Origin of the sequence: Sphingobium sp. LB126, from assembly GCF_002795205.1 — a bacterium.
GTDB classification, from domain to species: domain Bacteria; phylum Pseudomonadota; class Alphaproteobacteria; order Sphingomonadales; family Sphingomonadaceae; genus Sphingobium; species Sphingobium chungbukense.
In genome coordinates this window covers 304143-325993 of record NZ_NETV01000002.1, presented here as the reverse complement: position 1 = coordinate 325993, position 21851 = coordinate 304143, and the positions used below count along the sequence as shown (strand labels likewise).

18 protein-coding genes are annotated in these 21851 nt (G+C 63.9%); 9 read left to right on the top strand and 9 right to left on the bottom strand.

Annotation, left to right across the window (positions count from 1 at the left end):
* The first annotated feature begins 4 nt into the window (after window positions 1-4).
* Entirely contained in the window at window positions 5-778 is a 774-nt protein-coding gene (locus tag CAF53_RS17715; RefSeq protein WP_046763872.1) for an IclR family transcriptional regulator, read from the top strand.
* A gap of 21 nt (window positions 779-799) precedes the next feature.
* Here the strand turns inward: CAF53_RS17715 and CAF53_RS17710 are convergent, their stop codons facing one another.
* Complete coding sequence (locus CAF53_RS17710; RefSeq protein ID WP_100239049.1) at window positions 800-2026, bottom strand: amidohydrolase family protein; 1227 nt, start codon at window positions 2024-2026, stop codon at window positions 800-802.
* 282 nt (window positions 2027-2308) lie between these two features.
* Between CAF53_RS17710 and CAF53_RS17705 the strand changes: the two genes are divergently transcribed.
* Genes CAF53_RS17705 through CAF53_RS17690 form a run of 4 tightly spaced genes read left to right on the top strand, consistent with a single transcriptional unit; the run spans window position 2309 to window position 5629 of the window.
* Complete coding sequence (locus CAF53_RS17705) at window positions 2309-2737, top strand: carboxymuconolactone decarboxylase family protein (RefSeq protein WP_100239048.1); 429 nt, start codon at window positions 2309-2311, stop codon at window positions 2735-2737.
* On the top strand, window positions 2734-4371 hold the full coding sequence (locus CAF53_RS17700; protein ID WP_100239047.1) for an AMP-binding protein: 1638 nt from the start codon (window positions 2734-2736) through the stop codon (window positions 4369-4371). The genes CAF53_RS17705 and CAF53_RS17700 overlap by 4 nt, the downstream gene beginning before the upstream one ends.
* 26 nt (window positions 4372-4397) lie before the next feature.
* Window positions 4398-4886: a VOC family protein gene (locus CAF53_RS17695; RefSeq protein WP_242443508.1), complete on the top strand. Its 489-nt coding sequence runs from the start codon at window positions 4398-4400 to the stop codon at window positions 4884-4886.
* A complete protein-coding gene (locus CAF53_RS17690; RefSeq protein WP_100239046.1) occupies window positions 4883-5629 on the top strand; it encodes an SDR family oxidoreductase in 747 nt (248 codons plus the stop codon). The genes CAF53_RS17695 and CAF53_RS17690 overlap by 4 nt, the downstream gene beginning before the upstream one ends.
* Before the next feature lie 32 nt (window positions 5630-5661).
* On the opposite strand, the gene CAF53_RS17685 is transcribed toward CAF53_RS17690, so the two are convergent.
* The 7 genes from CAF53_RS17685 to CAF53_RS17655 all read right to left on the bottom strand — a co-directional run bounded on the left by CAF53_RS17685 (window position 5662) and on the right by CAF53_RS17655 (window position 15353).
* Window positions 5662-6747 carry a hypothetical protein gene (locus CAF53_RS17685; RefSeq protein ID WP_100239045.1) on the bottom strand — a complete coding sequence of 362 codons (1086 nt, stop codon included), beginning with the start codon at window positions 6745-6747 and terminating at the stop codon, window positions 5662-5664.
* Between the two features lie 104 nt (window positions 6748-6851).
* Window positions 6852-9203, bottom strand: coding sequence for a TonB-dependent receptor (locus tag CAF53_RS17680; protein WP_046763867.1), 2352 nt, complete (start codon window positions 9201-9203; stop codon window positions 6852-6854).
* A gap of 317 nt (window positions 9204-9520) precedes the next feature.
* A complete protein-coding gene (locus tag CAF53_RS17675; protein WP_242443507.1) occupies window positions 9521-10768 on the bottom strand; it encodes a hypothetical protein in 1248 nt (415 codons plus the stop codon).
* A 29-nt stretch (window positions 10769-10797) separates the two neighbouring features.
* Complete coding sequence (locus tag CAF53_RS17670; RefSeq protein ID WP_046763866.1) at window positions 10798-12006, bottom strand: sulfotransferase; 1209 nt, start codon at window positions 12004-12006, stop codon at window positions 10798-10800.
* Between the two features lie 103 nt (window positions 12007-12109).
* Entirely contained in the window at window positions 12110-12949 is an 840-nt protein-coding gene (locus tag CAF53_RS17665; protein WP_242443506.1) for a MarR family transcriptional regulator, read from the bottom strand.
* Window positions 12950-13006: 57 nt separating this feature from the next.
* Window positions 13007-14134, bottom strand: coding sequence for an acyl-CoA dehydrogenase family protein (locus tag CAF53_RS17660; protein WP_100239044.1), 1128 nt, complete (start codon window positions 14132-14134; stop codon window positions 13007-13009).
* Between the two features lie 16 nt (window positions 14135-14150).
* Window positions 14151-15353, bottom strand: coding sequence for an acyl-CoA dehydrogenase family protein (locus CAF53_RS17655; protein WP_046763863.1), 1203 nt, complete (start codon window positions 15351-15353; stop codon window positions 14151-14153).
* Between the two features lie 149 nt (window positions 15354-15502).
* Between CAF53_RS17655 and CAF53_RS17650 the strand changes: the two genes are divergently transcribed.
* A complete protein-coding gene (locus CAF53_RS17650) occupies window positions 15503-16255 on the top strand; it encodes an SDR family NAD(P)-dependent oxidoreductase (RefSeq protein WP_100239043.1) in 753 nt (250 codons plus the stop codon).
* Window positions 16256-16283: 28 nt separating this feature from the next.
* On the opposite strand, the gene CAF53_RS17645 is transcribed toward CAF53_RS17650, so the two are convergent.
* The gene (locus tag CAF53_RS17645; RefSeq protein ID WP_100239042.1) at window positions 16284-17957 is read right to left on the bottom strand and encodes a GMC family oxidoreductase N-terminal domain-containing protein; all 1674 of its coding nucleotides are present in this window, start codon (window positions 17955-17957) and stop codon (window positions 16284-16286) included.
* 184 nt (window positions 17958-18141) lie between these two features.
* Here CAF53_RS17645 and CAF53_RS17640 point away from each other — a divergent pair, with 184 nt between their 5' ends.
* Genes CAF53_RS17640 through CAF53_RS17630 form a run of 3 tightly spaced genes read left to right on the top strand, consistent with a single transcriptional unit; the run spans window position 18142 to window position 21796 of the window.
* Entirely contained in the window at window positions 18142-18930 is a 789-nt protein-coding gene (locus CAF53_RS17640) for a glucose 1-dehydrogenase (RefSeq protein WP_046763860.1), read from the top strand.
* A 49-nt stretch (window positions 18931-18979) separates the two neighbouring features.
* A complete protein-coding gene (locus CAF53_RS17635) occupies window positions 18980-20455 on the top strand; it encodes an aldehyde dehydrogenase (RefSeq protein ID WP_100239041.1) in 1476 nt (491 codons plus the stop codon).
* Between the two features lie 3 nt (window positions 20456-20458).
* Complete coding sequence (locus CAF53_RS17630; RefSeq protein ID WP_242443505.1) at window positions 20459-21796, top strand: MFS transporter; 1338 nt, start codon at window positions 20459-20461, stop codon at window positions 21794-21796.
* The last annotated feature ends 55 nt before the right edge of the window (window positions 21797-21851 follow it).

Sequence of the window (21851 nt, the reverse complement as noted above, 5' to 3'; positions counted from 1 at the left end):
GACGATGCAGCAGGCCAATCTCGCGGCGGGCCAGACCAGAGGACCAAAGGCCATCACGCGCGTACTCGATCTGCTGGCTTTGCTGGCGGGCAAACAGGACGGCATGAGTCTGGCCGAACTCAGCGCAGCCATGACAGTGCCCAAAAGCACGTTCATCGATACGCTGCGCGGCCTGACCGACATGCATTATCTGTCCTGTCAGGAGGGGCGATACCGCCTGGGACCGTCGGCCTATCATTTCGCCAGCCGGATCGTGCGCCACTGGTCCGCGCCGGAGATCATCCGCGCCCAGGTCAAGCAGCTCGCCGCCGAAACCCGCGAGTCGGTGGGATTCGCCATTGCGGACTGGGACATCGGGCAGGCCATCTACATCGAGGCGAGCAACAGCCCGCAGCCGGTGCGCTACGCCATGCAGGCGGGGCTGCGGGCGCCCCTTTACGCCAGCGCCGCCGGTCGGCTCCTGATGGCCTATGCCGGACCCGAACAGGTGGAGGACTATCTGGCCCGCGCCCATCTTCGGCAACTGACCGGCAACACGCGAACCGATCCCGGCGCCATCCGCGCCGCCTTGGTGGAAATTCGCGAACAGGGCTATTGCGCCAGCTTCGGTGAGATGTTGAGCGACACGGCGGCATTGGCGGTGCCGGTCATGGGGCCTGACGGCGATCTGCTCGGCGCGCTCATGCTGGCGGCGCCGCTCGATCGGATGAAGCAGAATTTCGAGCGTCTTCTGAACGCCACGCTGGATGCGGGCCGCCACGCCTCAGCGGGGAGCTGAAACGCGGCGAACCGGATCGGTTCAGACCGGCAGGCCCATGAAGCGCATGCCGTTTTCATACATGACCTTGCGGACATCCGATGCCGACAAGTCCCGGCACGCTTCCTCCGCGAACAGGCGTGGTTCCGCGACGCCCTCCGCATGGGGATAGTCCGATCCCATCAAGACCCAATCGGCATTGCCGACCTGATCGACGATGGATTTCAGATCGTCCTCCGGATAGGCGACGACGGACACGTGCCGGGCGAAGATGGCGCTCGGCCGGTCCTTCAACTGCCCGGCGGGCCAATGGCCGTTCTTCGCGATGCCCCGGCACTTGTCCATCTTCACCAGCATGGACGGCACCCATTCGGCGCCATTTTCGGCCGACAGCAGCTTCACGTTTGGAAAGCGTTCGAAGAAATTCCAGAAGATGAAGCTCGACAGCGTCTCGATCACCGGCCGTTCCGAATAGCCGTGCATCCATACGAAGGCGGACTGCCGGATGCGCGATTGCTGCATCCCCTCCCCCCACAGCGCCATATGATCCTTCATGTAGATGGCTTCGGAGACATGGAAGACGACGCGGATGCCGGCTTCATTGGCGATGGCCCAGAAGGGATCATGGTCGGGATGCGCGGGCGCCTTGCCGTTATAGGGGCCCATGGGCATCAGGATGAGCTTCGCGCCCTTGGTGATGACTTCCTTCAGCGCCTTGCAAGCCTCCTCTACATTGTCGAGGGTCATGATCGGGCAGGAATAGATGCGGTCGTTGTAATTATACTTCCACTGGTCGTACATCCAACCATTATAGGCGTTCAATATCGGGTAGGCGTAACGCGGGTCGTCCAGGAAACTGATGGCCGTGATCATGTTGCCGACGAAGAGGATGGACGAACGCACATCCCAGGCATCGAGCAGCTTGACCCGTTCCCCCGGCTCGACCATGGCCGGGGTCTTGGGCACATGCATGTCAATCTCGGCCTTGCCCTCCTTCATGGCGCGCAGCCATTCATGCAGCTTGCCGGGCGCGGGAACGCGGCCATCCTCGAACAGATGGTCGGCGCTGATCTCCACCTTGCGCGGCCCCACATACATGGCGAAGTCGCCATCCGGCCCGGTCTTGAAAGTGATGCCATATCGTTCGGCGGCGTCTTGGGGCAGATATTTCGTCCACGCCTCATCCGTTTCCCAGAAATGCGTATCGGCATCGAAGATCGGACCTGAATAGACAGGCGAAGTTTCCGCCGCCTCGATTTGTGCAGACATGATGTTCCTTCCCCAAAACCATGACGTTATTCGATATGATCTGGATCGCGCCGTCATCAAATCCGGGCGCCCAGTGTCGAAACCTGTAAGTGTCGAAACCTATATAGGCATGGCCGCATGTCGCGAATATCGGTCCAGCCCTGCCATCACATAGACGATGGGATGGCGATGCCATCAGATGGCCGATCAGTGTGTGTTACCGTCCGATGGCGGCGGCGGCGTTATTGACGCGGGCACGCCGCCACCCATAGGCCAGGCAATCAAAACGCATGGAGGCAACGGATGGCTGAGCTGGACGAGAAACAGAAATCGGGCGTCGACTTCATCAGCGGCATCATGGGCGAAGGGTTCGGCAACGCCTTCCGGGAAGCCTGCACCGCTGATCGTTTCGGCTCGCCCATTCCGCGCATGGCGGCAAGTTGGGCCTTTCACGACGCCTGGCAGCATCAGGGCCTGGCGCCCAGGGAAAAGAGCATGGCCGTCATATCCGCGCTGATCGCCACGCGGCAGTCGCTGGAACTGAAGAACCACGTCAAGATCGGCATCGCCAACGGACTGACGGCGCAAGAGCTGGAGGGATTGCTGGTGCAGCTTACGCCCTATGTCGGCTTTCCCTGTATCGCCTCCGCCACCACCGCGGTCATCGAGGCGATGCGGGAAGCGGGCGTGTCCCCGGACGTGCAGACGGCCGAGGAAAAGGGGCTGTTGTGACCGGCGCGACGACCATGGCGAATCCGCATTTTTCCGACCTGCCGAAAACGCTGGAACACACATTGCCGGAAGTCATCGCGCATGTCGCGGCACGCTATGGCAGCACGCCGTTCATCATGGGCGAGGACGGAGCGCGGATCAGCTTCGCGCAATATAAGGAGCGGGTGGACGGTCTTGCCCGCGCCCTGATCGCCCATGGCGTCGCCCATGGCGAGCGGGTGGCGATCTGGGCGCCCAACAGCCCGGAATGGATGATCGCGGCGGCGGCGGCGGAAAGCATCGGCGCGATCATGGTGCCGGTCAACACCCGCTTCAAGGGTGGGGAAGCGCTCTACATATTGGCGAAGACGCGCGCCAAGATCCTGTTCACCGTGACGGGGTTTCTGGGCAATGACTATGCCGCCATGCTGGTTCAGGCGGGCGGCGGCGCGGGCGAAACCGGGCCGGTGCGCGACCTGCCGGGGTTGAGCCATATCGTGGCGCTGGACGGGCCTGCCTTCGCCGCCTTCCAGCGCGAACAGGCGGAAGAGGCCACGCTGGCGGCGCGGATCGCGGCCGTGACGCCTCAGACCATCGCCGACATTCTTTTCACCAGCGGCACCACCGGGCAGCCGAAGGGCGCGATGCACAATCATGGGCAGGCGCTGTGGGTGCCGGCCATCTGGAACGAATCCAACGACCTGCGGGCCGGCGACCGCATGGCCATCGTCAATCCCTTCTTCCACAGCTTCGGTTACCGGTCGGGCTGGATTTCCGCGCTGGTCGCGGGGATCACCGTCTATCCGCTGGCGACATTCGATGCCGAAGCGCTGCTGGGGCTGATCGAACACGAGAAGATCAGCGTCCTGATGGGACCGCCGACCATCTTCTTCTCGCTGATGGAGCATCCGCGTTTCGGCGCGTTCGACATCTCGTCCCTGCGGGTCGGGCATACGGGCGCATCCAATGTTCCGGTGGAGCTGATCCGCGCCGGGCGGGAAATATTCGGGTTCGACCTGTTCCTGACCAGCTTCGGCCAGACCGAATGCACGGCGCTGGCCACAGTCAACTATCCCGATGCCAGCTTCGAAACCATTGCGAGGACGGTCGGCAAGCCTTTGCCCGGCGTCGAACTGCGCATCGTCGATACGGACGGCAATCCGCTGCCTCCCGGAGAAAGCGGCGAACTGCTGATTCGCGGGCCGGTGGTCATGCAGGGCTATTTCGAGGAGACGGAGCAGACCGCGGCGACGATCGACGCGGATGGCTGGCTTCATAGCGGCGATGTCGGGTGCATTGGCGAGGACGGCACGCTCCGCATTCTCGACCGCCTCAAGGATGTCGTCATCGTCGGCGGATTCAACGCCTATCCGGCGGAGATCGAGAATATCCTGCGCAAACATCCCGCCATCGCCGATGTGTGCATCATCGGCTGGCCCGACGATCGCATGGGAGAGGTCTGCGCCGCTTGCGTCATCCTGAAGGAAGGCGCGGCGCTGACGCTGGCGGACCTGACCGCCTGGAGCCGGGAGCAGATGGCGAATTACAAGGTGCCGCGCCACTTGTTCCTGGTGGATGACTTTCCGCGCACGCCACTGGGGAAAATCCAGAAATTCCTGCTGCGCGATCAGGCGAAGGCCCGATCCGCCGGCTGATCGAAGTAACGAAAACGGAAAAGAGCATGGCCATGAAATTCAAGGGCGACTTCTATCAGATCGGCGTCGTCGTGCGCGACATCGATGCAGGCATGGCGCATTATCGCAATCTGCTGGGCCTTGGGCCTTTCTGGCGGCTCGATACCGATTATGAAGGGCGCTACCGCGACTGGCGCGGGCGCTTCGCCAATAAGAACGCCTTCACCAAATGGGGCGACGTCTATCTGGAGATGATCGAGCCGGTGGTCGGCCAGGGGAATGCAAGGGAATGGCTGGACACGCGCGGTGAAGGTATTTTCCATCTCGGCTATGCGGTCGACGACCTGTCGCAGCGGCCCGATGGCGTCGATTGCGTGTTCGAAAGCTGGGGCGCCAAAATGCCCAATGGCGACGCGGCGGTGATCCACCTCGATACGGTGGAGCAGCTCGGCTATTATGTGGAACTGTCCGATCGGGCGCTGGTCGACAAGCTCAACGCCAGAATCGACACCTTCATGCAGGAACAGGCCGCATGACCGGCCGTTTCGCGGGCAAGGTCGCCGTCATCACCGGCGCAGCGGCGGGCATCGGCAAGGCGTGCATGATCCGACTGGCAAGTGAGGGCGCGCAGATCGCCGCGCTGGACCGCGACGTCGCGAAACTGACGGCCGCCGTGGCGGAGGCGATGGGCGATATCGTCGCCATCGCCTGCGACGTTTCGGAACCCGACAGCATCGACGCCGCCGTGGCGGAGGTGATCGCCCGCTGGGGCGCCATCCATGTGCTGGTCAACAATGCCGGCATCGGCAATCCCGCCCGGCTTCGCCTGCACGAACAGCCCATCGAGAACTGGGACAAGGTGATTTCGGTCAATGTGCGCGGCATGTTCCTGATGCAGCGCGCCATCATCCCCCACATGCTGCGCCAGGGCGGCGGCTCCATCGTCAACATGGCCTCGATCGGCAGCTATCGCGCCACTGCCATGTCCAGCCCCTATATCACGTCGAAGGGCGCGGCGCTGATGATGACGCGCGCGGCGGCGGTCGATTATGCGAAGGACAATATTCGCGTGAACGCCGTGTGCCCCGGCACCACCAACACCGACATCCTCGCGGGCAAGCCGCAGGAGATGATCGACATGCTGGTGTCCCGTTCCCCACAGGGCGAACTGGTGGAACCGGAGGAGGTGGCCGCGCTCGTCGCCTTCCTTGCCTCCGACGAAGCGCCGCACATCACGGGCGGCAGCTATCTGATCGACGCGGGCCGGTCCGCCTCCTGACAGGTGGGGGCGTTTTGCGCCCCTCCCCCTCTTTATGGCAGCAACCGGCGCAGATCATGATCCAGCGCCGCCTGCCCGAAACGGGCGGCATAGGCGGTGTTGACCGCCTCCGTCTGGAAACGCACCTCGTTGGTCAGGAAGATGAACAGGCCCCAGAGGATGGAGCGCCGATAGTCGAGCCAGGCCGCCTCCCGGTCCAGCGCCGGGCCGCCGTGCCGCGCCAGTGCGTCCAGATAGATAAGCAGCAGGTCGCGCTCCCAGACCCTTCGGTCGGCCAGGTCGGCGGCGCACACGATGTGGTAGGACACCTCATGATGCCAGGCGGTCTGCGCCACCTGCGCGTCGAAATAGCCGGGCGTCCCGTCCTCCAAAATGTAGAGATTGCCCAGATGCGTGTCGCCATGGATCAGGCATCGCGGCTGTTCGCGCTGGATGTCGCCGATCGTCGTCAGCGCGCGTTCCATCCAGTCACGATCGTGCAGCCGGGTCGAGACCGCCGCCCCGCGCGGCGAGCCCATATAATGCGCCCAGACATCGGGGACGAGGTAGCGGCGCATATAGTCGAGACCCCAGCCGTCGAACCGGCTGGCAATGTCCGACCAGCGCCCGCCCGGCTGGAAATGTGCTGAAGCCCAGGTCGCCGCATGATAGGCCGCCATGGTTTCCATGCGGCGCACAATCTGGTCGAAACCGTGCGGGCGCAACGCGTCGCAGAAATCGACGCCGGGCCGCTTCAGATCCTCCATGATGACGATCGACTGATGCGAAGCGGGATCGGTCCCCGCGAAATAGGCACGGGGTGAGGGCATGGGGATGAACGGCTGGATATCGGCGTAGAAGCGCGTTTCATTGGCGTACATCGCCGCCATCTTCGGGCTGTGCTCCTCGAACCCGCCCTTGACGATCAGCGTTTCGCCAACCTCCTCGGCACCCTCCCCCGCAACGGACAGGCGCACGCGGATTTTCGTCGACGTGCCCAGGATGACGTCGACCACCTCCGATTCCCGAACGGTGACGCCCGGCAGGCGCTGCCGCAGGGCGCGGGTCAGCCATGCGGCGTCGACCTGCCCGACCTCCAGCGGCAACGGCAGCGCGTCGGCGGGATAAGCCTCACTCATATCATCCTCTCCACCATTTTCCGCACCATGGCAGGGTGCTGCGGACAAGAAAAAGGGGACGCAGAAATCTGCGCCCCCTTGATGCTTTCAGCCTTTGCCAGCGATCAGAACTTGAAGCTGACTTCCACGCCGTAGGTGCGCGGTTCGCCATAGACGCTGTTCTGGAAGCCCAGCCCTTCGGCCATCAGGCCGAGAACGCCGATGCGATAGGTTTCGTTCAGCGCGTTGTTGACGAACGCCGCCACCGAAGCGCGCGACCCGCCGACATTGTTGAGTTCGGCGCGCAGGTTGATCAGCGAATAGGCCGGCTGAACGCCCTCGATCTCGAAGTCGTCGAGATAGATCTTGCTGCGCCAGGTGTAGTTCAGGACGAAGTTCAGATCGCCCAGATTTTCGCTGACCGGCGGCGAGATCGTCGCGGTCGCGCCCAGCTGGTGCTTCGGCACGCCGCGCTGTTCGAACTCGGTCAGCCCGTTCAGCGTGACGCGACCCGACCGGATGTCGACCTTCGTATAGGAGTAGAAGGCCGCCAGCGAGAAGGTGTCGGTGCTGAAGTTCGCCTCGAACTCGCCACCCACGTTGCGCTGCTTGGCGGTGTTGTCGACGACGGTGAAGACGTTGCCGTTGACGAAGGTCGCGCGCTGCTTCTGCACGTCGCTGCCGTCCTGGCGGAAGAGAGCGGTGCTGGTGGTCAGCCGGCCCCCGCCGACGCGGTGGTTGGTCTTCAGGCCGATTTCATATTCATCGACGAATTCGGGCAGGAAGGGCGACAGGGTGACGACACCGGTGGCGCGGGTCGAGAAACCGCCCGCACGGAAGCCGTGGCGATAGGACGCATAGGTGGTCACTTCCGCGGACGGTTCATACTGGATCGTCGCGTCGTAGGTCCATTCCTTGAACGACTTGCTGTTGGTGAAGGCGCAAGGCCCGGTCTGGCGGACAGTCGTCTTGAAACCGGTCGGGACGGTCGGATCGAACGAGCAGACGCCGAACGTGCCGTCGCCATTGGGCAGGTTGGGCCGCGACGGCGAGACGGTGATCTTGCGCTTGTCGTAATTGTAGCGAAGACCGCCCGACAGGCTCAGGCGATCGGTCGCCTTGAACGTGCCCGCGATGAAGGCGGCGGCGGTACGCGAATAGCCTTCGCCCGGATTGCTGGTGACGAACAGAGTGGCGTCCGTGGAGAAGGGATCAAGGCCTGCGCCCCGGATGTTCAGCTGGGGCAGCGTATTGGCGAGCGAACCGTCAAGACCCTTTTCCTCGAAATAATAGCCGCCGGCAATCAGGTCGAGACGGTTCTCGAACATCTTCGCCTGAAGCTGCAACTCTTCCGAAATATTGCGCGAGCGGGCGAACTGGTAGGGCGCGATCAGGAAGGCGGGAATACCGTCATAGTCCTGAACGACGTCGCGGCGCTGCTTGCGATAACCGAAGATGTTCTTCAGCGTCAGGTTGTCGGCCAGATCCCAGGTGGTCTTGTTGGTGATGCCCCAGTTCTTGATGCTTTCGCGCGGACGGCCGAACACGTCGAGATGGCTGCCGTTGCCCGAACCGGAATTCAGCGTGAAGCGGCGCGAGCGGAACAACTGCTGCGCTTCGGCGAACTGGGCCGGAATATCGGCCAGCGTCGCATAGTTGCTGAGCGCCGAGGGATATTTGGTCGACGTCAGGAAGGACGCGGTGCCGTTTTCATTCGACTTGAACCAGTCGAACACGGTCAGCGATTCGATGCCGTTGCCCGGCGAAACCAGTGCCGACACGCGGAACGTGTCGTAATTCTGGTTGTCGAGGCGCAGACCGCTGCCGATGTCGTGCGACCAGCCGTCACGCTCGCGGGTCTTGCCAGCGAAACGCAGGGCAACGCTGTCCCCGACCGGCACGTTCACCATGCCGAACAGGTCGTGCATGTCGTAATTGCCATATTGGCCGCGGATTTCGCCCGAAAATTCGCCCAGCTTGGGATGGGCAGGCTCGACCAGAACCGCGCCGCCGGTCATGTTGCGTCCGAACAGCGTGCCTTGCACGCCCTTCAGGACCTGAACCGATTCAAGGTCATACAGGCTGTTGCCGAAGCCATAGGGACGGGGCTGCACCACTTCGGCGAAATAGGTGCCGACCGGCGGGTCGGTGAACAGCTGGGTTTCCTGCGTGCGCTGGCCGCGCAGCGAGAAGGCGACGGTGTTGCGCTGGCTCTGCGCGCTGGTGATCGACAGCGACGGCGTGCGATATTGCAGACCCTGGACGTCGGTCACGCCCGAACGGGCAAGCTGCTCGCCGGAAATGGCGGACACGGAGATCGGCACATCCTGGAGCGCTTCGTCACGGCGGCGCGCCGTAACCACGATGTCGCCACTCGACACGCCATCGGCTTGCGGCCGCACATCATCCTGGGCGATGGCGGGTGCGGATACGAACAGGACCGCGCAAGTTGCGGCAAGATAGTGTCGATAGGTCATTGCATCCTCTCAAGGACTGGATGGAACCGGCCAATAGGCTCTGCTCTGCGGCCGGCGAACGAATGATCGCCAGCTAGCGCTATTTCCGGCCGTGCCAAACCCTTGATTAGCGGATATTATGCATCATCAGATACGCGATCTTGCAGGCTCCGGAAAACCGCGCGCCGATTTTGACGCCCCGTTGATTTCTCGCCACAGTTCCGATGGCATTTTTTCCGCCATCTAACCAGCATGTTACCGGAAGCTTCCATTTCCTCCTACAATTGACCGACCGATCACCATCGGATGCTTTTGTCCGGACCACCGGATATTTTCGATCATATGCCGGTTCTGCGGTTCCAGGCTGCGCGGCGCGCGTCAAGCCGCGCCTGGCGTTCCTGCGCGTCCATGCGCTCGACGCCGTCGGGCAGATGCACTGCGATCCGGTCGAACGGCACGATGTCGAGCCGGTGAACAGGCCCCTCGCCCTGCTGCCTTTCGGGAAGTCCCTGCCAACGGATCATCGGCAACAGGTCGCGCAGGCCGTCGGTCTGCACCCAATTGGCAATGCCCGGATCGCGCGCAGAAACGACCGTGGTGATCATTCCGTCGCTGTCCCGCGCCGCCTGCGTCGCGGAAAGGCCGCTTTGCAGAAGATGCGCATCCACCGACCGATACCACCACATCGCCAATTGCAGGCTGTTATAGGCCGCGCCCGCCGGATCGAAACGGATGATCGCGGCCTGATCATCCTCCAGACGCAGCCGCCCGATGCTGCTGGCCTGCGTGACCAGTCCACCGACGCTCGCCGTCCGCATGGGTTGCGGCATGCTATTGACGGCACGCGCAGCCGACAGGCGCAAGAACCAATAATAGAGCGGCACGTCTTCGCGCGCGCGCCGCAGGGCCTCCTCCAGCCGCTCCTCGAAGGACAGGGGCTGGGCTGCGGGCGCGTCGATCCGCTCGATCTCCAAGGCCAGGGGGGTCTCCCTCTCCCAATCCATCATCGAATCCCGCACGAACAGGAATTTGACGCGCGGATTGGTCGTCATATGGTTCGGGCGTCCGTTCGCCGGCTGGTCATCGATGGTGATCGCGAAGCGGCCGTCCGGCGCCACCTCGATGCCGGGCAACTCGACCGTCTGCACGGTCATCGACGTGCCCCAATTTTCGACCAGCGTGAAGGAAACATGCGCCGGGCGAGCGTCGACAATCCGGCCGGTGACGCGATAACGGCCGCCATGCGCAATGCCCGCGAGGCGATAGCAATTGTCGGGATTATCTCCGCCCATGCGCGCGTCGGGGACGGCGGCGCCGTTCCAGCTGTAGCCCGGCATGAAGTTGCGCACGAAGCGGGGCCGCACCGGATCGCGGGCCGCAGCCTTGAACAGATAATTGCTCATCCAGGCGTCCATCGCCCCGTCGAACAGCGGCTCCACCTCCGGCGGCACATCGTTGCCATGACCGACCCGCCAGAGTTGCGCGCAATGGTCGCGCGCCGCCCTGGTCGCCGCCTCCTGCCACATGGCACGCACTTCCGCTTCGGCGGCGAATTGCCCCGCATTGGCGATCGGATTGGTCATCATCATCCTCCCATGGACGGGGATCGGAGCGGTCAGGCGAACCGGCCCAGCTTGAACCGCCGCGAATAACCCTCGAACGCCTGCTCGATCATCTCCCGGCTCAGCCCGAAAGGCTCCGGCGCATAGTCGTAGCGGCCATAGCGGTTGGAGGCATTGCCCGGATCGGCAAGCCAGCCCCGCATCCGTGCCTCGAATTCCGGCGTGTAATCGAGCCGCCAATGGCCATAGGCGCGGCGTATGACATCCACCGGATCGCGGGTGAGATCGTGGAAATCGACATGGAAGATACGCGGATCGTCGACCAGCGGGCTTTCCATCGCCTCGGACACCGATGCGGCGATGCTTTCGACGAAAGCGGGGCCGAGCGCCTGGAAATCCATCTGCCAGTTGGTGATGCCGCCATAGAGGACCGCGGTGATCGCCATGATCGAAGGATGGACCTGTACCGGGTCGCGATGGGTCCAGATGCACAGCGCGTCGGGATAGGCTTCGAACAGCGCGTCCAGCGCGAACTGGTGGTAGATGCCCTTCACCACCCAGTGCTTGGTCGGCTGCCGCCATTGCAACTGCTGGAGGAATTCGCGGTGGAAGCGATAGGCGTCGGCGATGTTGCTGGCATCGAGAATCATCGCCAGCGCGGGCAGCTTGTAGAGCAGCGAAGGATAGGCGTTCTGGAAGTCGAGGGTGAATATCTCCTCGCATTCGATCGGGCAATGTCCCCGCTTGTCCCAATAGGGGTGAAGGGTGAGCAGGCCGGGTGCCTGCATCAGCATCTCGTCCAGCTCCCTGGCCGTGAGCTCGATGCGCTCGGGCGTGGCGGGCACTTCGCCCGGCGGCGGGCTGGGCGAATGGGTATGCCACCACAACGGCGCGCGCGCGCCGGGGTCCTCGGCCAGCAGCGAATGGGTGAGCGTGGTGCCGGTGCGGCCGAAGCCTATGACGAAGATCGGCCGCTCGATCCTCTCCTCGGCAATGGCGGGAATGCGCTTGCGGTCGGCGGCCAGGCGCAGGCGGGTCGCAAGCAGCTTGCGCAATTGCAGTTCGACATCCGCCTTCTGCTCCGGACGCAGCGGCGGCTGTTCATTCAGCCAACCGACGAATCGCTCGACCCGGCCGGCAAGAGCGGGGTCGATGGGATCGAAATTGCCCGCGACCATCTGCGACGTACGAATGAGGGCCGACACATCCACGCGAGTCGAGAGGTCAGCAACGCTCCCCACATTTTCCGACCGGCTACGCATCCATTCCTCTCCCGCTCGATTTGCTTTACCAAGATTTCTATCTTGAAGCGAATTCGAACAAGAAAGTCAACGATACCGGAAATAATTTACCCTCTTAGGGTTTCTAATAAGAACGATCGTTCTTTTTCGATTCCGCCACCAGCGCCTCCGCAATGGTCAGGGATTCGATCATCGCATGATATTGCTGCTCGCTGAGCGCGGTGGGCCAGACGATATGCGGCGCCGCCCGATCAACCGCGACCAGCCGGGCGAGCGCTGCCCGGCCCGGCTCCGTCAGTTCGATGAACAGGCCGCGCCGGTCTTCGGGATTAGGGACGCGGCGGATGAAGCCCAGCGCCTCCAGCCGGTCGACCCGCTTGGCAACGCCTGCCAGCGACATCAGGAAGTAATGTTTGAGTGCGGTCGGCGCGATGCGATGGGGCGGGCCGACGCGATATAGCGCATCCAGCAGGAGCACGTCGCCCGACGTCAATCCTTCCCTCGCGGCGGACTGGGTCATATGCCGCTCCATGCTGCGGGCGAGGCGCAGCAGGCGCGTGGTGACGGAATAGGAGCGGACCAGCACCGGATCATAATCCGTCGCCCAGGCAGCCAGCGCCGCCTGAAGCGGGTCGGGATCGTGCGGACCAAGATCGTGTGGGCCAAGATCGTGCGGGCCATGATCATGCTGACCGGGCACCTCGCCGACCTGCGCCTTCAGATCAGGCAGGATGCGAAAGGCAGGGCCGGGAGCGAGCCGCCGGTCGGCCGACCAGAGCAGCACGCCCGCCTCGATCAATTGATCGACCCGACGGGCGGCCGAGGATTTGCTGGCATAGTCCCACAGCCTGGCGAGGCCCGCCATGGAGGGAATGGTGCGATGCACCGCATAATGCGCTTCGAGTGCGGCGCGGCATAGCTCGATGCCCCGTTCGCCTTCCCCAGTCCTGGCCCTTCCCGTCATCGCGCCACAAAGACACAGGGGGATGCGATCCGCAAGAGGCAGCCATGCCTGCGCATCCTAGCCGAAGATGCTGTCCCCGAACCGCTCACCGTGCTGGATCAGGTCGCCATATTGCTTTTCGATGCACATCAGGCGGCGGAAATAATGGCCGATCGCATATTCGTCGGTCAGGCCGTAGCCGCCATGGACCTGGATGCCGTTGCGCGAGACGGTCTGCCCGGCCTCTCCGATGACGAGCCGCGCGGCGGAGAGCGCCGCCGAACGGGTGGCCTCATCAGCATCGGCATTGGCGAGCGCATGATAGAGCATCGAACGCGCCTGATGGGCCGCGACGAAATTATCGGCCATGATATGCTGGATCGCCTGGAAGGATCCGATCGCGGTGCCGAACTGCTTGCGTTCCTGCACATAGGCGCCGCAGACCTTGTTCGCGGCCTCCATGGCGCCCACCGCCTGCGCCATCAGCGCGATCGAGGCGCGGTCGACCGCCTCGCGCAGCACAGCCGCGCCACGATTGCCGCCGACCAGCAATGCGTCGGCCGGCAGGGCCACGTCGGCAAAAACGATGTCGGACGCGCGGGTGCCGTCGATCAGCACATAGGATTCGGCGGAAAGGCCGGGCGCGTTGGCGGGGATGAGGAACAGGCCGATGCCTTCCTCCCCCTCGATGCGGGCGGAGACGATCAACCGACCCGCGCTGGGCGCGTCGAGCGCCATGATCTTCGCGCCCGACAGGAGATAGCCGCCCGCGGAGGGGCGTGCCAAGGTGGCCGCCGCCTCGACGTCGAGCGGATGGGCACCATTTTCCTGATGGGCAAGCGCGATGCGCAGCGTGCCGCCCGCAATCTCTCCCAGCAATTCCAGCGCCCGCGCTTCGTCCACCGCCTGCTTGAGCACATGATCGGCCAGCACGACCGTGCTGACATAAGGTTCGGTCGCCAGCGCCTTGCCGAGCGCGATGTTCAGCAGCGCAATATCCTCTATCGTGCCGTCCAGGCCGCCCGCCGCCTCCGGCACCGGCAGGGCGAGCCAGCCCAGTTCCGCGAACTGCGCCCATCGCGCCTCGTCGAAACCCAGCGCGCTCGACCGCTGATGCCGCCAATATTCGACGTCGGCATTTTCGGACAGCAACCGCTCGGCGCTATCCAGAAGCATCGCCTGAATGTCGGACTTCGCGAAATCCATTGTCCCTGTCTTCCCCTCAAAGGCCGAAGGCGAGCTTGGCCAGAATATTCTTTTGAATCTGCTTCGACCCGCCATAGATGGTCGCTGCCCGGTTGATCAGCGCCACGGTGGTGCGGCCGGGCGCATAATCGGGCCAGGCATCGGTGGGCGCCGGAGGCGGAACAGGCGCCACGTCGAAGAAGCGCAGCGACTTGGCGCCCATGGCGTCCACCTGCAACATGGTGATTTCCTGCTGCAATTCCGAGCCCCTGATCTTCAGCACGGAGGCGGCGGCGGCCTCCGGCGCATCGAACTCCTCATGCGCCAGCACGCGCAATACCGACCATTCCAGCGCGAGCAGGTCGGCCTCCACCTTGGCGAAGCGGGCGCGGAAGGCGGGATCGTCTGCGACACGGCGGCCGCCCACGCTTTCGCCCAGCGCGATGTCCTTGGCGCGGGCGAGTTCCCGCTTGCTCCAATAGATGAAGCTCGACGTGGTGCGCTCATGCTCCAACAGGAACTTGGCATAGGTCCAACCCATGCCGGGCTCGCCGATCAACTGGTCGGCGGGCACCTCGACATTGTCCAGGAACACCTCGCACAGATGGGCTTCGCCATTGATCTGCGGAATCTGGCGCACGGTGATGCCGGGCGTGTCCATCTTGATGATGAGGAAGCTGATGCCACGCTGCGGCTTCACATTCTTGTCGGTGCGGACCAAGAAAAAGCCCCAGTCGGCATGGGCAGCGCCGCTGGTCCAGATCTTCTGGCCGTTGACGACATATTTGTCGCCCACCAGCTCGGCCGAAGTGCGCAGCGAGGCAAGGTCGGAACCCGACCCCGGTTCGGAAAAGCCCTGCGCCCACATGGTCACGCCTTCGCGGATCATGGGCAGGAACTTGTCCTTCAGATAGTCGGAGCCATAAGTGTAGAGCACGGGGCCCAGCATATGCGTGCCGCCCCAGTCGAATTCGGGCGCATCGGCCTTGTACAATTCCTCGTTGAAGATGAAGAGTTGCATCGGCGTCCAGCCGCAGCCGCCATGTTCCTCCGGCCAGTGCGGGACGGACCGGCCATGGGCGTTCAGGATACGCATCCATTCCAGCAGGTCGGGCACGGCGGCGTTGTTGGCGACCTTGCGAAGCTGGCGTTCCTTCATGTCGGCGGGCAATACCCTGTCAATGAAGGCGCGCACTTCCTTCCGGAAGGTTTCGAGATCGGGATCGAGGCGCAGTTCCATCGGATCGGCTCCGGCTGTCTATTCGGTGATTAGGCGTTTCCATGGCCCGCACGCCCATGGGGCGCAAGCACGGCGGGCCGCAGCATCATCCATGCGATGATGGCGGGAAGCGGTTTGACAGTCCAGCCACGCCATGCTGCTTATCTTGCATGCAAAATGTAGATGAGAAGCATGGTAGCCTGATCTGGATTTCCGGCGCGACCGAAGGCATCGGGCTGGGTCTCGCGCGCAATGTGCCTTATGCCTCCGCCCGCATCGTCAACCTGTCGCGACGGCCGCATCCCGATTTTGAAAGCGTCTTTCTCGACTTGGCCGATCCGGGTAGCTGGGACGGGATCGGCGCCCATTTCACGGATAGTCTGACGCGCTTTGGGGGTTCGCGCGCGATCTTCATCCAGAACGCGCATATGAAGGGGATGACCGGCTTCTTGGGGGAAGTTCCTCCCGATGACTATGCCCGCGACATCACCGCGAACATGGTCGCTCCATTGCGACTGGGAGAAATGTTCCTGCGCGCGGTCGGGCAAAGCGGCTATGCGGGCGAGGCGGGCCTCGTCATGATGTCCTCCTCCTCCGCGCGATCCCCGACCATCGGCCAAACCGTCTATTGTGCCGGCAAGGCGGCCCTGGAAATGTGGGTCCGGGTGGCGCGCCGGGAATTGGCGATGCGGGAAAGACATGATGTCTGGGTTACCGCGGTGCGGCCCGGCTTCGTCGACACCCCGCTCACGCGGCATGTCGCGGCCATGGCGGACAGCGACTATCCCATCGCTTCGCAGATGCGAAAACAGATGGAACAGGGCATCGGCGTCATGGACATAGACACCGCCGCGCGCCAGATCTGGGCCGCACTGCCGACCGACCAGTCGCTGCTGTCGTTCGGAGAGCAGGTGCAGCGGTAGGGTCTGGCGCCAGCCCAACCCTTCGCGATCATGCCTCCGCGAGAATGAGGTCCGATCCCTTCTCCGCGATCATCATGGTGGCGGCATTGGTATTGCCTGAGACGACCGCCGGCATCACCGAAGCATCCACCACGCGCAGGCCCTCCACGCCATTGACCTTGAGCTGGCCGGAAACGACCGCGTCCGCCCCCACGCCCATCGCGCAGGTGGATGTCTGATGATAGCCGGTCGATCCGCTCGCCCGGGCAAAGGCCAGCAGTTCCTCGTCGCTCTGGAACGCTGCGCCCGGCGTAAGCTCATGGTCGAAATAGGGCGCCAGCGCCGGGCTTTCCATGACGCGCCGCGCCCAACGCAGGCCGCCGACCTGCGCACGGCAATCCGCATCGGCGGAAAGGAAATTCGGCTTGATCGAAGGCGCGTCGTGGAAATCACCGCTCCTGATATGGATCGACCCCTTCGACTGCGGACGCATCACATATCCGCCCACCGTCATGCCGGGCAGCTTTTCCATGGTCATCGCGCCATTTTTCGCAAGCGCCTCGAAATCCACCGTCGCAGGGCTGGCGAAAAATTGCAGGTCGGGCAGGTCGAGCGCGGGATCGGATTTGAGAAACGCCGTCAAATTCGAACCGCCCAGCGCCAGCAGGCCGCTTCGGTTCATTGCAAAGCGGACCATCTGTCCGATCAGCGGCAGGCCCCGCGACATGGCGTTGAAGCTTGAGGCACCGGGCTTGAGGCGAGCGCGGACCATCGATGCATAATGATCCTGGAGATTCTCGCCGACATTCGGGCTGTCCACCAGAGTAGCGACGCCCAGCGCCCGCAGCCGTTCGCCCTGCCCGATGCCGGACAGTTCCAGCAACTGGGGCGAATTGATCGTTCCGCCCGAGAGGATGACCTCGCGGCGCGCCCGCACCTGCCGCAACCGGCCGCCCTTCCAATATTCGACGCCGATGGCCTTCCTGCCCTCGAACAACAGGCGCGTGGCATGGGCATGAATGATGACCTGGAGATTGGGTCGCTTCATCGCCGGGTGCAGATAGGCGACCGCCGCCGATACCCGCAGGCCCTTATAGGCGTTGAGCCGGACCCGCGCGACGCCCTCTCTCGTGGTGCCGTTCAGGTCGTTGGCGACCGGTGCGCCCGCTTCCTCGAACGCCTTCGTCATGATGTCCAGCATCGGATGCCGCATCGGCACGTCGCTGATCTTCAGCAGCCCTTCCTGCTGGTCGCGGCTGGCGCCTTCGCCCTGCTGATTCTCGATCCGGCGGAAATAGGTTTCCGCTTCGTCCCAACCCCAGCCGGTCAGCCCCCTTTGCCGCCAACCGTCATAATCTTCCGGCAGGCCGCGCACCCAGAGGATGCCGTTGATGGAGGAGGAGCCGCCCAGAACCTTGCCGCGCGGGAAGAAATGCTGCCGCCCGTCCGAACCCGGATCGGGTTCGGTCATGTAATTCCAGTTGAGACGCGGGTCCTTGAGCATCTTGGTGAAGCCGGCGGGCACGTGAATGTTCATCGTGCTCATCGCCTGCGCGGGATTGAGAAGGTTCTGCAATGGACGATCGTCCCCGCCCGCCTCCAGCAACGCGACCTTGTGGCGACCGTTCGCACTCAGCCGGTTGGCGAGCACGCAACCGGCCGATCCGGCGCCGACGATGACATAATCGGCTTCCGCCACCACACTGTTGTGCGCCTCGACCATGCTGCCTTTCTCCTTATCCTCAGCACCGTGCATAACGGGCAGGCATGAAGGGTGCGCAAGCCTTAGTCGGACTTTGCCGGCGAACATCGCCCTTATGATGGCTTGCCGGACGCCATCGAAATCCGGTGGCGGCCAGCGCTATGACTGCATCGGAACGAAGTCTTGGCCAAGGATGAGGATAGAAATGACGGGGCTTTTCTCGCTCGCGGGACGCACGGCGATGGTCACGGGAGCCTCGCGCGGCCTGGGCAAGGCGATCGCGCTGGGACTGGCGGAAGCCGGAGCATCCCTGGTCCTCGCCGCGCGCGACGGCGCGAAACTGGAAGAAACCGCCGAGGAGATACGCGCCACGGGTGGGCAGGCGCGGACCATCGCCTTCGACCTGGCCGATCTCGACGCGGTGCAGGCGGCGACCGACAGGCTGAACGCCGAGAGTGCGGCCATCGACATATTGGTCAACAATGGCGCCATTGGCGGGTGGGGGCCGCTTCACGAATCCACCCTCGCCCATTGGGAGAATATGTTCGATGTGAACGTATCGTCCATGTATCTGCTGTGCCGCGACCTGTCGAAGGGCATGGTGGCGCGCAAATGGGGGCGGATCGTCAACTTCGCCTCCTATGTCTCCGACACGGGGCGGCCGAATCTGTCCGCCTATGTCGCCAGCAAGCATGCGGTGCTGGGCCTGACGCGATCGATCGCGGCGGACCTGGCGCCCCATGGCGTCACCTGCAACGCCATCGCGCCCGGCTTCTTCGACACCGACATGGCGGCGCCCACCGTCGGCCATCCGGAACGGGCGAAAATCTTCCGCAGCGCCATCGCGCTTGATCGCTTCGGCGATCCCAGGGAGATGGTCGGCCCGGTCCAGTTCCTGGCATCCGACGCATCGGCCTATATCACCGGCCACATGCTGCCGGTGGACGGCGGCGTCGCCAATATCCTGTCGCTACCTGTGGTCGTCGAGACCTGAACGGCCCTACGTCCTTACTCTTTTGCCGAATCCAGAAGGAAAATCGCGCATGACCGATACGCTTCTCAATCTCGCGAGCCCCGAAAAGCTGTTCATCGGCGGCGACTGGTCCCCTTCTTCCGGATCGGACGGTATCGAGATCATCTCGCCCGCCACCGAGGAGAAAGTGGGCCGCGTCGCCAAGGCGACCACCGCCGACATGGACCGCGCCATCGCAGCGGCGCGCAATGCCTTCGACAACGGCCCCTGGCCCCGCATGACCGGGCCGGAGCGCGCCGTCTATCTGCGCCGCATCGCTGAGGAAATGGCCAAGCGCAACGACGATTTCGCCCGCGCCTGGTCGATGCAGGTGGGCATGCCCTATTCGCAATCGTCGATGACCGCGCCCTTCATGGGCGGTTATTACACCTATGCCGCGGAGCTTGCCGAAAAGGGGTTTGAGGAGGTGCGTCCCGCCCTGGCCGGCGGGCATGCCATCGTCGTGCGCGAGCCTGTGGGCGTCGTCGCCGCGGTGGTGCCGTGGAACGCGCCGCTCGCCACGCTCTCCTTGAAGGTCGCCTTCGCGCTGGCGGCGGGCTGCACGATCATCGCCAAGCCTTCCCCCGAAACGCCGCTGGAAGCGCTGATCCTGGCTGAATGCATCGCGGCGGCGGGCGTGCCCGAGGGCGTCTTTTCCGTCCTGACGGCGGATCGCGACGTGTCCGACTATCTGATCCGTCATGCAGGGGTGGACAAGGTCAGCTTCACCGGCTCGACCGCTGCCGGCCTGCACATCGCCTCCGTCGTCAGCGGCCGGTCGGGACGCATCACGACGGAACTGGGCGGCAAGTCCGCCGCCATCATCCTGGACGATGCCGATATCGGCAAGGTCGTGGAAGGCATCATGCCGAACCTGGTCGGGCTGTGCGGCCAGCAATGCGCCGCCTTCAGCCGCATATTGGTTCCTGCCTCGCTGAAAGGCGCGGTGGAGGAGGCGATCGCCGCCGCCATGCAATATGTGCAGGTGGGCGATCCTTTCGCCGAAACCACGCAGATGGGCCCGCTCGTCACCCAGCGCCAGCACGGCCGCGTCTTCGACTATATCCAGCAGGGCAAGGCGCAGGGCGCCCGCATCGTCACCGGCGGCAACCGCCCCGCGCATCTCGACAAGGGCTGGTTCGTGGAGCCGACCCTGTTCACCGACGCCAGCAACGACATGACCATCGCCCGCGAGGAGATTTTCGGACCCGTCGGCACGATCATCGCCTATGGCAGCGAGGAAGAGGCGATCGCCATCGCCAACGACAATATCTACGGCCTGTCGGGCGGCGTGTTCACGCAGGATGTCGAGCGCGCCTACAAGGTCGCCCGGCGCATCCGCACCGGCAATTTCGGCCATAATGGCCGCGTCATCGACTATACCATTCCCTATGGCGGCTTCAAGCAGTCGGGCGTCGGCCGAGAGGGCGGTGAGGAAGGCCTGCACGGCTTCACCGAGATCAAGGCCGTCTTCATGCAGGATCTGCCTGCCCATCTGAAGGGCTGACCCTTGGCCACGCAGGTCCTGCCGGACGGCCATGTCCATGCGGGCGACTGGCCGGACAATTATGGTCCGGCCAGCGCCTGGTGGACCGTCTTCATCCTCATGATCTTCCAGATCGTGTCGATGATCGACCGGCAGGTCATATCGGTGCTGATCCCGGAGATGCGGGCGGACCTTGGCCTCAACGATTTCCAGATCAGCCTGGTCCAGGGCCTGTCCTTCGCGCTCTTCTATGGGCTGATGGGGCTGGTGATCGGCGGCATGGTGGACCGTTATTCGCGGCGCGCGATCATGTTCACCGGCATCGTTGTCTGGTCGCTGGCGGCGGCGGGGACGGGGCTGGCGCGCAGCTATACGCAGCTCTTTGCCGGCCGCCTGCTGGTGGGCGCGGGCGAGGCGGCGGTATCCCCGGCGGGGCAATCGCTCCTCTCCTCCATCTTCCCACGGCATCGGCTGACGACGCCGATCGCCTGTCTTTCCGTGTCCGGCGTCATCGGCATATCGCTATCCTATGCGCTGGGCGGCAATCTGCTGGCACTGTTCAGCACGGAGCCGCTCGGCGGTCCGCTTGCGGGGCTTGCCCCCTGGCGACAAGTACTGGTGGTGACGGGCCTGCCCGGCGTGGCGGTCGCCTTCCTCGCCTTCGCCTTTCGCGAGCCGAAACGACGCAGCCAACCCCCGCCCGACCGGCATGCGGCAAGCTGGGGCGCCTTCTTCCGCTATATCGCCGCGCACCCGCGCCTGATGCTGGGGCTGATCCTGGGATCGGCGGTGATGGCGGTCGCCATCCAGGGGACGATGGTGTGGACGCCGACCTATGCCCGCCGCGTGCTGGGCGCGAGCGCGGCGGATGTCGGAACGATGATGTCGGTTGCGGTGGCATTGGGCGGTATCGTCGGCGGGCTCTCGCTCGGCGTGCTGATCGATCATCGCTTCGCGCGCGGCACCCGCGACATGGCGCTGCGGCTGCTGTGCGGCTTCTGCATCGTCATTCCCCCGATCCTCGCGCTGGCCTTCGCGATCGGCAATTTCGCCCTGCTGTTCGGCGCGATCACGCTGATGATGATGACCATGGGGTCCAGCTATGGGCCGACCATGGCGGCCGTGCAGATGATCGCGCCCATCGAGATGCGCGGCCGTTTCGCTGCGCTGATGGTATTGGCGTCCAATCTGTGCGGTTACGCATTTGGACCCATGCTGATCGGTTTCCTGACGGATTATGTCTATGGCGATCCCATGAAGCTTGGCTGGGCGATCATTACGGGATTGCTGACCGCCGGGCCGCTCGCCGCCTGGATGGTGTGGTCGGCGCGCGGCGATTTCCTGCGCCATCTGGATCGATGAAGTCAGCCATCACAACCACGTTTATGCCGCGCGCATCCTTCCTTCGACGGCAAGT